The 11,738-nt window shown below is 69.3% G+C and carries 16 protein-coding genes; 10 read left to right on the forward strand and 6 right to left on the reverse strand.

Annotation, left to right across the window (positions count from 1 at the left end; genetic code table 11):
- Window positions 1–123: 123 nt before the first annotated feature.
- Window positions 124–627: a type III secretion system chaperone family protein gene (locus tag J3P31_RS03510; RefSeq protein ID WP_210527020.1), complete on the reverse strand. Its 504-nt coding sequence runs from the start codon at window positions 625–627 to the stop codon at window positions 124–126.
- A gap of 184 nt (window positions 628–811) precedes the next feature.
- Window positions 812–1,111 (reverse strand): accessory factor UbiK family protein, encoded by a 300-nt coding sequence (locus tag J3P31_RS03515; RefSeq protein ID WP_210527021.1) that lies wholly within the window; start codon window positions 1,109–1,111, stop codon window positions 812–814.
- A 95-nt stretch (window positions 1,112–1,206) separates the two neighbouring features.
- Here J3P31_RS03515 and lgt point away from each other — a divergent pair, with 95 nt between their 5' ends.
- The 3 genes from lgt to pgeF are packed head-to-tail and all read left to right on the forward strand — an operon-like array spanning window position 1,207 to window position 3,911.
- A complete protein-coding gene (lgt, locus tag J3P31_RS03520; RefSeq protein WP_210527022.1) occupies window positions 1,207–2,103 on the forward strand; it encodes a prolipoprotein diacylglyceryl transferase in 897 nt (298 codons plus the stop codon).
- The gene (locus J3P31_RS03525; RefSeq protein ID WP_210527023.1) at window positions 2,100–3,155 is read left to right on the forward strand and encodes a class I SAM-dependent methyltransferase; all 1,056 of its coding nucleotides are present in this window, start codon (window positions 2,100–2,102) and stop codon (window positions 3,153–3,155) included. The genes lgt and J3P31_RS03525 overlap by 4 nt, the downstream gene beginning before the upstream one ends.
- Entirely contained in the window at window positions 3,156–3,911 is a 756-nt protein-coding gene (pgeF, locus tag J3P31_RS03530) for a peptidoglycan editing factor PgeF (protein WP_210527024.1), read from the forward strand.
- 3 nt (window positions 3,912–3,914) lie between these two features.
- Here pgeF and J3P31_RS03535 read toward each other — a convergent pair whose 3' ends face one another.
- Window positions 3,915–4,391, reverse strand: a complete 477-nt coding sequence (locus tag J3P31_RS03535; RefSeq protein ID WP_210527025.1) for an Lrp/AsnC family transcriptional regulator — start codon at window positions 4,389–4,391, stop codon at window positions 3,915–3,917.
- Between the two features lie 157 nt (window positions 4,392–4,548).
- Here J3P31_RS03535 and trxB point away from each other — a divergent pair, with 157 nt between their 5' ends.
- Window positions 4,549–5,544, forward strand: coding sequence for a thioredoxin-disulfide reductase (gene trxB / locus J3P31_RS03540; protein ID WP_210527026.1), 996 nt, complete (start codon window positions 4,549–4,551; stop codon window positions 5,542–5,544).
- Window positions 5,545–5,678: 134 nt separating this feature from the next.
- Window positions 5,679–7,382, forward strand: a complete 1,704-nt coding sequence (locus J3P31_RS03545; protein WP_246849253.1) for a bifunctional sulfate adenylyltransferase/adenylylsulfate kinase — start codon at window positions 5,679–5,681, stop codon at window positions 7,380–7,382.
- Between the two features lie 57 nt (window positions 7,383–7,439).
- Here the strand turns inward: J3P31_RS03545 and J3P31_RS03550 are convergent, their stop codons facing one another.
- The 3 genes from J3P31_RS03550 to J3P31_RS03560 form a co-directional block, all read right to left on the reverse strand.
- Window positions 7,440–7,970, reverse strand: coding sequence for a cytochrome b (locus tag J3P31_RS03550; RefSeq protein ID WP_210527028.1), 531 nt, complete (start codon window positions 7,968–7,970; stop codon window positions 7,440–7,442).
- A gap of 125 nt (window positions 7,971–8,095) precedes the next feature.
- Complete coding sequence (locus tag J3P31_RS03555) at window positions 8,096–8,341, reverse strand: DUF1150 family protein (RefSeq protein WP_210527029.1); 246 nt, start codon at window positions 8,339–8,341, stop codon at window positions 8,096–8,098.
- Window positions 8,338–8,760, reverse strand: a complete 423-nt coding sequence (locus J3P31_RS03560; protein WP_210527030.1) for an Hsp20 family protein — start codon at window positions 8,758–8,760, stop codon at window positions 8,338–8,340. The genes J3P31_RS03555 and J3P31_RS03560 overlap by 4 nt, the downstream gene beginning before the upstream one ends.
- Window positions 8,761–8,921: 161 nt before the next feature.
- Here J3P31_RS03560 and J3P31_RS03565 point away from each other — a divergent pair, with 161 nt between their 5' ends.
- Genes J3P31_RS03565 through J3P31_RS03585 form a run of 5 tightly spaced genes read left to right on the forward strand, consistent with a single transcriptional unit; the run spans window position 8,922 to window position 11,664 of the window.
- Window positions 8,922–9,140, forward strand: a complete 219-nt coding sequence (locus J3P31_RS03565; RefSeq protein WP_210527031.1) for a YdcH family protein — start codon at window positions 8,922–8,924, stop codon at window positions 9,138–9,140.
- A 20-nt stretch (window positions 9,141–9,160) separates the two neighbouring features.
- Window positions 9,161–9,619, forward strand: a complete 459-nt coding sequence (gene purE, locus J3P31_RS03570; RefSeq protein ID WP_246849254.1) for a 5-(carboxyamino)imidazole ribonucleotide mutase — start codon at window positions 9,161–9,163, stop codon at window positions 9,617–9,619.
- Window positions 9,612–10,676 carry a 5-(carboxyamino)imidazole ribonucleotide synthase gene (locus J3P31_RS03575; RefSeq protein ID WP_210527033.1) on the forward strand — a complete coding sequence of 355 codons (1,065 nt, stop codon included), beginning with the start codon at window positions 9,612–9,614 and terminating at the stop codon, window positions 10,674–10,676. The genes purE and J3P31_RS03575 overlap by 8 nt, the downstream gene beginning before the upstream one ends.
- Window positions 10,677–10,735: 59 nt before the next feature.
- Window positions 10,736–11,179 (forward strand): NUDIX domain-containing protein, encoded by a 444-nt coding sequence (locus J3P31_RS03580; RefSeq protein WP_210527266.1) that lies wholly within the window; start codon window positions 10,736–10,738, stop codon window positions 11,177–11,179.
- Entirely contained in the window at window positions 11,176–11,664 is a 489-nt protein-coding gene (locus J3P31_RS03585; RefSeq protein ID WP_210527034.1) for a GNAT family N-acetyltransferase, read from the forward strand. Before J3P31_RS03580 ends, J3P31_RS03585 begins: the two co-directional genes overlap by 4 nt.
- The last annotated feature ends 74 nt before the right edge of the window (window positions 11,665–11,738 follow it).

Below are 11,738 nucleotides of genomic sequence, written 5' to 3' on the forward strand. Positions count from 1 at the left end.
ACCCTAGGGGGCGGGGCGGACCGCTTCAAGCCGCCCCTCTCGGGCCGGGGCGACGCTGGGCTTGGCCCGGATACGAAACGGCCGGGCGCTGGCCCGGCCGTCGGTGGTGCTGGGGCCGCGGCCTCAGGCGCGGCCGTAGGCCTCGGCGATGGCGACCTGCATCGCATCCTTGGGGGTCCGGCCGCCCCAGATGGCCAGCTGCACGGCGGGGTAGAAGCGCTCGGCGCTCATCATCGCGGCGTGGATCATGGTGTCGATCTGCTCGGGGCTGGCGATCTGGTCACCCGCCAGCACGAGGCCGTAGCGGAAGACCATCATCTTCTCCTCCTCCCACCAGGTGAAGGCGCCGGCCCAGCACAGGTCGTTGATGCGGTTGAGGAGGTCGTGCAGCGCGGGGATCCGGTCCGCGGGCGGATCGAGCTCATAGGTGCAGAGAAGGCGAAGGGTCTCGTCGGCGGGCGACCAGGCGAGAGTCAGGGCATAGGTGCGCCACTGACCTTCGAGGGTCATGGCGATCTGGTTCTCGGCCACGCGGTCGAAGTCCCACTCGTAATGCGTGGCGATGGTCTCCACCACGTCGATCGGGTGGATCTCGCCCTCGTCGAGATAGGTCTCGGAGATAGTCATAGCTCGGGCCCCTTACCTAGGCGCCCCGGAGCGGGATGCGTCCGGAGCGCGTTGCCTGCTCCAGGGTTCGGTGGGCTTTTCACCGAGCCCTACGAGATATGGTGGCCCAACAAACGAGTCTGTAAAGCGAATTCTTGGGGACAAACGGGAACACGGGCGTGAACGCCACGCCCGTGCCGCCTTCTCAGGCGCCCGGGGAACCGGGCCACTCGGGCTTGGTTTCCACCTCCTGGGCCGCCCCCTGGAGCTTGGCCTCCAGCGCGGTGATGCGGGCCGACAGGGCGTCGTTCTCCTCGCGGGCCTTCTGGGCCATCGCGCGGACGGCCTCGAACTCCTCGCGGGTCACGAGGTCGCGATCGGCCAGGAGACGGTCCACGAGAGACTTCATGGCGGTCTGCGCCTCGTCCCGGGCCCCCTGCGCCACGCCCATGGCGTTGGTCATCAGCTGCGACAGGTCGTCGAGGATCTTGTTGCGGGTCTGCATGGGGCACTCCGGGGTCATGTCGTGCCGAGATATGGGGGGAGCCGGGGACCCGCGCAAGGTTGACACCCCGCGCGGGCGCGCACAGGAAAGGCGACATGACCGGCATCCCGTTCCCCGACATCTCTCCCGAGGTCTTCTCGGTCACGATCTTCGGCCTGCGCTTTGCGCTGCGCTGGTACGCCCTGGCCTACATCGCCGGCATCCTGATCGGGTGGCGCGTGGCCGTGGCGGCCCTGAAGCGGCCGCATCTCTGGGCCGGAGGCGTCGCGCCCATGACGCCCGCGCAGCTCGAGTCGCTGCTCACCTGGATCATCCTTGGCATCATCGGCGGCGGGCGGCTGGGCTACGTGCTGTTCTACCGGCCCGACTACTACCTGAGCCATCCGCTGGAGATTCCCGCGCTCTGGGAAGGAGGCATGTCCTTCCACGGCGGGCTCCTGGGCGTGACCACGGCGATCCTGGTCTTCTGCTGGCGGGAACGGGCGCCGCTGGGCGGGGTCGCGGACGCCATCGCGCTGGCCTCGCCGCCGGCGATCCTGCTGGGCCGCATCGCCAACTTCGTCAACGCCGAGCTCTGGGGCCGGCCCACGACGCTGCCCTGGGGCGTGATCTTTCCCGGCGAGGCCGCGCAGGACTGCCCCGGCGTGCTGGGCGCCTGCGCCCGGCATCCGTCGCAGCTCTACGAGGCGGGGATGGAAGGGCTGCTGCTCGGCCTCGTCCTGATCGTGCTGGCGTTCCGCGGCGGCGCGCTGCGGCGGCGCTGGCTGCTGAGCGGCGTGTTCTTCGCGGGCTACGGGCTGGCCCGGTTCCTTGTGGAGTTCGTGCGGCAGCCGGACGGGCAGTTCGTGTCGCCGGGCAATCCGCTCGGGCTCGCGCTGCACTGGAACGGCTGGGGGCTGACGATGGGGCAGACGCTGACCCTGCCGATGATCCTGATCGGGGCGCTGATGATCCTCTGGGCCCGCCGCCAGCCGCGAGCCGTCCCGGCGTGACCCCCCTCGCCACCCTCCTGGCCGAGCGCATCGCCGCGACCGGGCCCATGACGGTGGCCGAGTACATGGGGGACTGCCTGCTCCACCCGCGCTACGGCTACTACGCCACGCGCGATCCCCTGGGCGCCTCGGGGGACTTCACCACTTCGCCCGAGATCAGCCAGATGTTCGGCGAGTTGCTGGGCCTTTGCCTGGCGCAAGCCTGGCTGGACCAGGGCGCGCCCTCCCCCGTCCTCCTGGCCGAGATCGGGCCGGGGCGCGGGACGCTCATGGCCGACGTGCTGAGGGCGACGCGGCGGGTGCCGGGGTTCCATGCGGCGCTGTCGGTCCACCTCGTCGAGGCCTCGCCCGTGCTGCGGGCCGAGCAGGCCCGGCGGGTGCCCGGCGCCCGATGGCACGATCGGATCGAGGAACTGCCGGAGGGACCTCTCCTTCTCCTTGCCAACGAGTTCTTCGACGCGCTGCCGATCCGACAGTTCCTGCGCGTCCCGATGGGCTGGGCCGAACGGGTGGTGGGGCTGGCCGGGGACCGCCTGGCCTGGGGGCTGAGGCCGCTCGGACCCGTCCCGGCGCTCGAGCCCCGGCTGGCGGACACCCGGGACGGGGAGGTCGTGGAGCTTTGTCCCGCCCTGCCCGGCCTCGTGGCCGAGATCGGGCGACGCATCGCGACCCATGGCGGCGCGGCGGTGATCGTGGACTACGGCGACTGGCGCCTGAGCGGCGACACCTTCCAGGCCGTGGCCCGGCACGCCCATGCGGACCCGCTGGAGGCGCCGGGGGAGGCCGACCTCACCGCCCATGTCGATTTCGCGACGGTCGCGCAGGCCGCCGCCCCGGCCCGGGCCACGCCGATGGTGACGCAGGGCGACCTGCTCCTGCGGCTCGGCATCGCGCAGCGGGCCGAGGCCCTGGCGCAAAACCTCGAGGGGGATCGGCTGACTTCCCACCTTGCCGCGCTGCGGCGCTTGACCCATGCCGAGGAAATGGGAACGCTGTTCAAGGCGATTGGACTTTATCCCGCCCCTGCCCCGATGCTGCCCGGATTTGCCTAGTTGAACCTCGACATCATCACATCCCCCCTGCTCGCCCCCGTCCGCCACGGCTTCTTCGGTCGGGAGGGCGGCGCCTCCTCCGGGATCTTCGCGGGGCTGAACTGCGGGCAGGGCTCGACCGACCAGGCCGAGGCCGTCACGATCAACCGCCAGCGGGTCGCGCAGGCCATGGACGTCCCCCCGGGCGCGCTGCTGGGCATCCACCAGGTGCATTCGGCCGACGTGATCGTGGTGGAGGATCCCGCGGCCCCGCGCGCCCGCGCCGACGCGATGGTGACCAGGGTGCCGGGGATCGCGCTGTCGGTGCTGACGGCGGACTGCCAGCCGGTGCTGTTCGCCGACGCGGAGGCCGGGGTGATCGGCGCGGCCCATGCGGGCTGGCGGGGCACGCTGAACGGCGTGCTCGAGGCGACGGTCGGGGCGATGGAAACGCTGGGCGCGCGCGCCTCGCGCATCCATGCGGTGATCGGCCCGACGATCAGCCAGCGCGCCTACGAGGTCGGGCCCGAGTTCATGGACGACGTGCTGGCCGAGGACCCGCAGGCCGCCCGCCATTTCGCGCGCGGGACCGGCGACCGCCTCCTGTTCGACCTGCCGGGCTATGGGCTCCAGCGGCTGCGGAACGCCGGCATCGGCGAGGCCGAGTGGACGCGCCATTGCACCTATTCCACGCCGGCCCGGTTCTTCAGCTACCGCCGCTCCGTCCATGCCAGGGAGGCGGACTACGGACGCCTGATCGCGGCGATCCGGCTTTAAGCGTCAGGCCGGGTCGACGGGGACGCCGGGCTCGTCCTTGCCGCTGCGGATCACGAGGCTGGTCTTCACGCTGGCGACGTTGGGCGCGGGCGTCAGGGATTCGGTCAGGAAGCGCTGGAAGGTCCGCAGGTCGGGCGCGGCGCATTTCAGGATGAAATCCACCTCGCCGTTCAGCATGTGGCATTCGCGGACATAGGGCCAGTCGCGCGCCAGCGCCTCGAAGGCCTGGAGGTCGGATTCGGCCTGGCTCTTGAGGCGGACGGAGGCGAAGACCCTCACCTCGAAGCCGAGCCTCTGCGGGTCGAGGTCGGCGTGGTAGCCGCGGATGTAGCCCGCCTCCTCGAGCGCGCGGACCCGGCGCAGGCAGGGCGGCGGGGAGATGCCGACCCGCGCCGCCAGCTCCACGTTCGTCATGCGGCCGTTCTGCTGCAGCAGCGCCAGGATGCGCCGGTCGGTTTTGTCGAGCCGCTGCCCGGGCATGGGTCCTCCTTGGATCGAAGGCGGACCTTATCCGCGCCCCCCGTCTCGCGCAATTATGTTTCGCCGCACACGCATCGGGGCCATGCGCGGGCCGAGGGTTCCGATGGCCGGCCCGGCACGCTATATGCGGAACTCGCACGCCCGAGGGAGATGAACCATGGCCGATCCGCGTCACGTCCGGCTTCTGATCGTGGGGTCCGGCCCCGCCGGCTACACGGCCGCCGTCTATGCCTCGCGGGCGATGCTCGCCCCCGTGCTGATCCAGGGGATGGAGCCGGGCGGGCAGCTGACCACCACCACCGACGTGGAGAACTGGCCGGGCGACCTGTCGGTCCAAGGCCCCGACCTGATGGTCCGCATGGAAGCCCATGCCCGCGAGATGGGGGCGGAGATCGTCACCGACCTGGTGACCCGGCTCGACCTGTCGCGGCGGCCCTTCCGGGCCGAGACCGACTCCGGGCAGGTCTGGACCGCGGACGCGATCATCCTCGCGACCGGTGCGCGGGCCAAGTGGCTGGGCCTTCCGTCCGAGGAGAAGTACAAGGGCTTCGGCGTCTCGGCCTGCGCGACATGCGACGGCTTCTTCTACCGCGGCCACGAGATCGTCGTGGTGGGCGGCGGCAACACCGCCGTCGAGGAGGCGCTATTCCTGACCAACTTCGCCTCCAAGGTGACGCTGGTCCACCGCCGCGACACCCTGCGGGCCGAGAAGATCATGCAGGACCGCCTGTTCCGGCACCCCAAGATCGAGGTGATCTGGAACCACGAGGTCGAGGAGGTGCAGGGCGAGCAGGGCGTGACCGGCGTGCGGCTGCGCGACGTGAACTCCGGGGCGGTGCAGGTCGTCCCCTGCACCGGCTTCTTCGTGGCCATCGGGCACGCCCCCGCCTCCGAGCTGGTCGCGGGCCAGCTCGAGCTGCACAACGGCGGCTACGTCAAGGTCGAGCCGGGCTCGACCCGCACGAGCATCGAAGGCGTTTTCGCGGCGGGCGACCTGACCGACCACGTCTACCGCCAGGCGGTCACGAGCGCGGGCATGGGCTGCATGGCGGCGCTGGACGCCGAGCGCTGGCTGGCCGCGCAGCCCATGACCCATCTGGGGGAAACCGTCTCCAGGACGCGTGACGTGACGGCCGCGTTTTCGCATTACTGACCGCCACGGCGGCTTGCGGCCCGGGCGGCTCGGGGCTAGGGGGGGGTCATACCTCCCCGACGCAACATCCCGAAAGCCGTTCATTGATGCTGGACTCCTCCGCACCCGTTTCCGACGACGAAGGCCCCGTTCCGATGCACAACCTGGCTCCGATCCCCGAGCTCTACGTTTCCGCCGACTCCGCCCAGAAGCTGAAGGTCGAGGCGGGCAACCTGCTGAGCCATGATCTCACCCCGCGGCAGATCTGCGATCTCGAGCTGCTGATGAACGGCGGGTTCTTCCCGCTCAAGGGGTTCCTGGGCCAGGCCGACTACGACTCGGTCGTCGACAGGATGCGGCTGGCGGATGGCACGCTGTGGCCCATGCCGATCACGCTCGATGTGTCGGAGGCCTTTGCCGAGAAGATCACGGTCGGCCAGGACATCGCGCTGCGCGACCAGGAAGGCGTCATCCTCGCCATCCTGTCGGTAACCGACAAATGGGTGCCCGAGAAGTCCGTCGAAGCCGCCAAGGTCTTCGGCGCGGACGACCTCGCCCACCCGGCGGTGAACTACCTGCACAACAAGGCGGGCAAGGTGTATCTGGGCGGGCCGATCACCGGCCTCACGCCGCCGGTGCATTACGATTTCAAGGCGCGGCGCGACACCCCGAACGAGCTGCGGGCCTTCTTCCGCAAGATGGGCTGGCGGCGCATCGTGGCGTTCCAGACCCGGAACCCGCTGCACCGTGCCCACCAGGAGCTGACCTTCCGCGCCGCGCGCGAGGCCCAGGCCAACCTGCTGATCCACCCGGTCGTGGGCATGACCAAGCCGGGCGACGTGGACCACTTCACCCGCGTCCGCTGCTACGAGGCGGTGCTGTCCAAGTACCCGGCCTCGACCACGCACCTGTCGCTCCTCAATCTGGCGATGCGCATGGGCGGCCCGCGCGAGGCGCTGTGGCACGCGATCATCCGCAAGAACCACGGCCTGACCCACTTCATCGTCGGCCGCGACCACGCGGGTCCGGGCAAGAACAGCCAGGGCAAGGACTTCTACGACCCCTATGCCGCCCAGGAGCTGGTGCGCCAGCATGAGGCCGAGATCGGCATCGAGATGGTCGACTTCAAGCAGATGGTCTACGTCCAGGAGAAGGCGCAGTACTTCCCCGTGGACGAGGTGCCGGAAGGCTCGACCGTGCTCGACATCTCGGGCACCGAGCTGCGCCGCCGCCTGCGCGAAGGGCTGGACATCCCCGACTGGTTCTCCTTCCCCGAGGTGGTCCAGGAGCTGCGCCGCACCAGCCCCGCGCGGTCCAAGCAGGGCTTCACGGTGTTCTTCACCGGCTTCTCGGGCTCGGGCAAGTCGACCATCGCCAACGCCCTGATGGTCAAGCTGATGGAGATGGGCGGCCGTCCGGTGACGCTGCTCGACGGCGACGTGGTCCGCAAGCACCTGTCGTCCGAGCTGGGCTTCTCCAAGGAGCACCGGGACATCAACATCAAGCGGATCGGCTACGTCGCCTCCGAGATCACCAAGAACGGCGGCATCGCGATCTGCGCGCCCATCGCCCCCTACGCGGCCACCCGCCGCGAGGTGCGCGAGATGATCGAATCCTTCGGCGCCTTCATCGAGGTGCATGTGGCGACCCCGCTCGAGGAATGCGAGCGGCGCGACCGCAAGGGCCTCTACAAGCTGGCCCGCGAAGGCAAGATCAAGGAGTTCACCGGCATCTCGGACCCCTATGACGTCCCGGAGAACCCGGAGCTGCGCGTCAACACCGAGGGGCTCGATGTGGACACCTGCGCGCATCAGGTGATCCTGAAGCTGGAAGGCATGGGGCTCATCAAGGGCCAATGAACAGGAAAGGGGGCCGAACGGCCCCCTCTTCACATCCGGTCCATGACGATGGCCGCGTCAGTTGCCCGGCGTCGGGCGGACGATGCGGCGGATGATGTTCTCCCCCAGGACGAGGTGCAGCAGCGCGCCGCCGACGTGGAGGACGATCAGGATCAGGAGGAGCCAGGCCGTCAGGCTGTGGATCCCTGCCGCGGCCTCGCTGCCGCCGAACCAGGCCAGCGCCCCCACGGGCGGCATGGCCAGGAGAACGACGTAGAAAGCCCAGTGGTTGATCTTGCCCAGCATCGCCAGGAGGTGGTGCTTGGTGCCGGCGGCGGTCTGGACGGGCCGGTTGATGCGGGCCATCAGCCGCGCCACCATGATCAGGAAGATCGTGATCCCCAGCACGATATGGATGAAGGCAGGGCCCCACTGGCTCACGGCCTCGTTGTTCTCGACGGCGTCGTAGACCCGCTCCATGCCGAAGCCCATGAGCCACTGCACCGCCACGAGGACGACGATCGTCCAGTGCAGCGTGATCTGATAGGACGAATAGCCATGCCGCGCATGGGCCGCGCGTTCCGAAGGAGTGGTGGGTGTCGTGGTCATGCCTTGGGTCCGGGACGGCGGGGCCCAACTGCCCCTGCCCGGATTAACCTGATCCGGCGAGCCGGGTCGTCAATCCCCTGCCCGCCGCGTCAGGCCACGCTTGGGCGGCGCCCGTCAGCGGCCCATCAATGGACGGTGACGGGCACCCGGTCGTACTGGCGCGCCAGCACGAAGGCGAGATCGCGGTCGGCCACCAGCGCGAGCTGCTGCCCTTCCGCGTCATGGACGGCGAAGATGGTCTCGAGCTCGCCCGCCTGCTCGCGCAGTTCCTCGGGGAGATCGGCCACGGCGACCGGCTTCACGTAGACGATATCGGCGCCAAGCGCCTGGAGATCCGGCTTGGGCCGGGGATTTGCATAGGGACCGTTCACTTGACCCCACTCCTCTTGATGCGGACGGTCTGGACGACCGTCTCGGGGACATGGCGGGTCAGGTCGACATGCAGGAGACCATTCTCCATCACCGCCTCACCCACCTCAACGCCTTCGGCCAGCACAAAGCTCCGCTGGAACTGTCGTGAGGCGATGCCCCGATGCAGGAACACCCGTCCCTCGCCGTCCTCGACCTGCCGCCCGCGGATCACGAGCTGCCGGTCCTCGACGGTGATCGAGAGGTCGGATTCCGTGAAGCCGGCCACCGCGAGGGTGATCCGGTAGGAGCGGTCCGAGGTCTGCTCGATGTTATAGGGCGGGTACCCGTCATTGCCGGTCTTGGCCGTCCGCTCCACCAGGCGTTCGAGTTGTTCGAACCCAAGGAGGTAGGGATGGGTCCCCAAGGTGAGCTTGGTCATTGCGACACGTCCTTTGCGCGAAAGCGACAGTCAACCACGGCCCCCTGGATGGGCGACCGCTTGACGCAAATATGGGGAACGCAGGCCGCCGCAGCAAGTCCCCCGGGGCTGGTCGCGGGCCGCCCGAGGCGCTAATCTCCCGGCACCCTTGCGAGGATCCGATGAACATAACTGCCGCGATGGACGAGTCCGAGGTGCTGCGCGTCGAGCTCGAAGTGCTCCGGCGCGAGCATCGGGAGCTTGATGAAGCGATCCTGGCGCTGGAGGCCGAAGGATCGCGCGACCTGCTGACGATCCGGCGCAAGAAAAAGGAGAAGCTGATCCTGAAGGACCGGATCCGACTGATCGAGGACCGGCTCCTGCCGGACATCATCGCCTGATGGCGCCCGTCGGAATCATCATGGGAAGCCAGTCTGACTGGCCCACCATGCGCGAGGCCGCGCGCGTGCTGGACGAGTTGGGCGTCGGCTACGAGACCCGGATCGTCTCGGCCCACCGGACGCCGGACCGGCTCTGGTCCTACGGCAAGGAGGCCAGGTCCCGCGGGATCCGGGTCATCATCGCCGGCGCGGGCGGCGCGGCCCATCTGCCCGGCATGATGGCGTCCAAGACCTCCGTGCCGGTCGTCGGCGTTCCGATCGAGACCAAGGCCCTGGGCGGGCTCGATTCGCTGTACTCGATCGTCCAGATGCCGCGCGGCTTTCCGGTGGCGACCATGGCCATCGGGGCAGCGGGAGCGGTGAACGGCGCCCTGATGGCCGCCGCGATCCTGGCCGTGTCGGACGACGCCCTGGCGCAACGTCTCGATTCCTGGCGCGAGGCTCTGTCGGCCTCGGTCCCCGAGGTGCCGCATGACTGAGGCGCTGAAGCCGGGGGCGACCATCGGCATCCTGGGCGGCGGACAGCTTGGCCGGATGCTGGCCATGGCCGCGGCGCGACTGGGTTATCATGTCCACGTCTACGATCCGGACAGGGGCGCCCCCGCCGCCGAGGTGGCGCGGGCCACGACCCATGCGCCCTACGACGACCAGGACGCTCTTGCGGCCTTTGCCGGGTCCGTGGACGTCGTCACCTACGAATTCGAGAACATCCCGCCGGCCGCCCTGGACCTGATCGAGGCCGTGGTGCCGATCCGGCCGAACCGGCGCGCCCTGGCGACGTCGCGCGACCGGCTGGACGAAAAGACCTTCCTGCACGAACTCGGGCTCGGCACCGCCCGCTTTGCCGCGGTGGACGACGAGGACGACCTGCGATCGGCGCTGGCGGTGATCGGGACGCCGTCGATCCTCAAGACCCGGACCCTGGGCTATGACGGCAAGGGCCAGGCGCGCCTGATGTCGCCGGCCGATGCCGAGGACGCCTTTGCCCGCATGGGGGGACGGCCCGCGATCCTGGAAGGCTTCGTGGAGTTCGAGCGCGAGGTTTCAGTCATCGCGGCGCGCGGGCTTGACGGGTCCGTGGCGGCCTACGATCCGGGCGAGAACGTCCACGAGGGCGGCATCCTGAGGACCACGACCGTTCCGGCGCGGCTTTCGCCCAACCTGAGGAGCGATGCCGTCCTGGCCGCGGCACGGATCCTCAACGCGCTCGATTACGTCGGCGTGCTGGGGGTGGAGTTCTTCGTGACGCCGCGCGGGCTTCTCGTGAACGAGATCGCGCCGCGCGTCCACAATTCGGGCCACTGGACCGAGGCGGGGTGCCTGATCGACCAGTTCGAGCAGCATATCCGGGCGGTTGCGGGCCTGCCGCTGGGCAATGGCCAGCGCCATGCCGACGTGGTGATGGAAAACCTGATCGGCCACGACATGGACCGGCTTCCCGCCCTGCTGGGAGAGGGTGCGCAGGTCCATCTTTATGGCAAGGCGGACACGCGCGAGGGCCGCAAGATGGGGCACGTCAACCGGATCCGCCGCTAGAGCGCAGGATGTCGGCGCAGGGCCTTGCGATGGGCCGGGGCCTGCGCCAGCTTTCGGTCATGGCTACACCCCGTCTTGCCGTCCGGGCGGTGATCCTGCGCGATGATCGCTTGCTGCTCGTGAACGCCTGGAAAGGGCGCACCCATCTGTGGTGCGCGCCCGGCGGAGGCGTGGAGTTGCACCAAGCCTTGCCCGAGGCGCTTGCCCGCGAGATCCGGGAAGAGACCGGGCTGGTCGTGGAGGTGGGCGCACCCTGCCTTGTCAACGAGTTCCACGATCCCAACGGGCCGTTTCATCAGGTGGACATCTACTTCCGATGCCGCATCCTGACGGGTGACCCGGACGGGGATTGGACCGATCCGGAGGGCGTCGTCTCGCATCGGATCTGGGTGACACGGGACGATATGGCCGCGCTGACGGTCAAGCCCGACAGTCTGGCTGCGGTTGCCTGGGGCGACCCCGGCGCCATCAGCTACGATCCGCTGGAGCCCATCCTGCGATGATCCGCAGCCTCGATCGGACAACGGACGCGGAGGCCGTGCTCGATCTTTATCGGCGAGCGACGGATTTTCTTCTGCTGGAATCCGGGCGGGTGCCGGACGCGGCCCTGGTGGAGGAGTACTTTGCCGAAGCGCCGCCGGACGGCGATCCCGCGACATCGCTGAAGCTGGGGCTGTTCCAGGGGCCGCAGCTCCTGGGGCTGGCGGATCTGGCCTTTGGATATCCGACGGCCCGGGACGCCTATCTCGGCCTGATGCTGCTGGCGCAGGACGCCCGTGGACGTGGGCTTGGCCGGGAATTTCTGCGTCATACGGAGGAGGCGGCACGCCAGCGGGGGGCCACCCGTCTCCTGCTGGCGGTGCTGGAGGCCAATCCGCGCGGTCGTGCCTTCTGGGAGCGCGAGGGATTTGGCTCGCCCAAGGTCTTTCCGGCCCGGCAGATCGGCACGCGAACCCATGTCCTGATCCGGCTGGAGCGCCCCCTGTGAGCCGGAGGGTCCGTCGTGCGCCTGCGTTCCTTCCTGTTGCTCCTGTCCGTCCGGACGCGACAGTCCCAGCGTGA

The sequence above is a fragment of the Rubellimicrobium arenae genome, assembly GCF_017916275.1.
Classification (GTDB): domain Bacteria; phylum Pseudomonadota; class Alphaproteobacteria; order Rhodobacterales; family Rhodobacteraceae; genus Rubellimicrobium; species Rubellimicrobium arenae.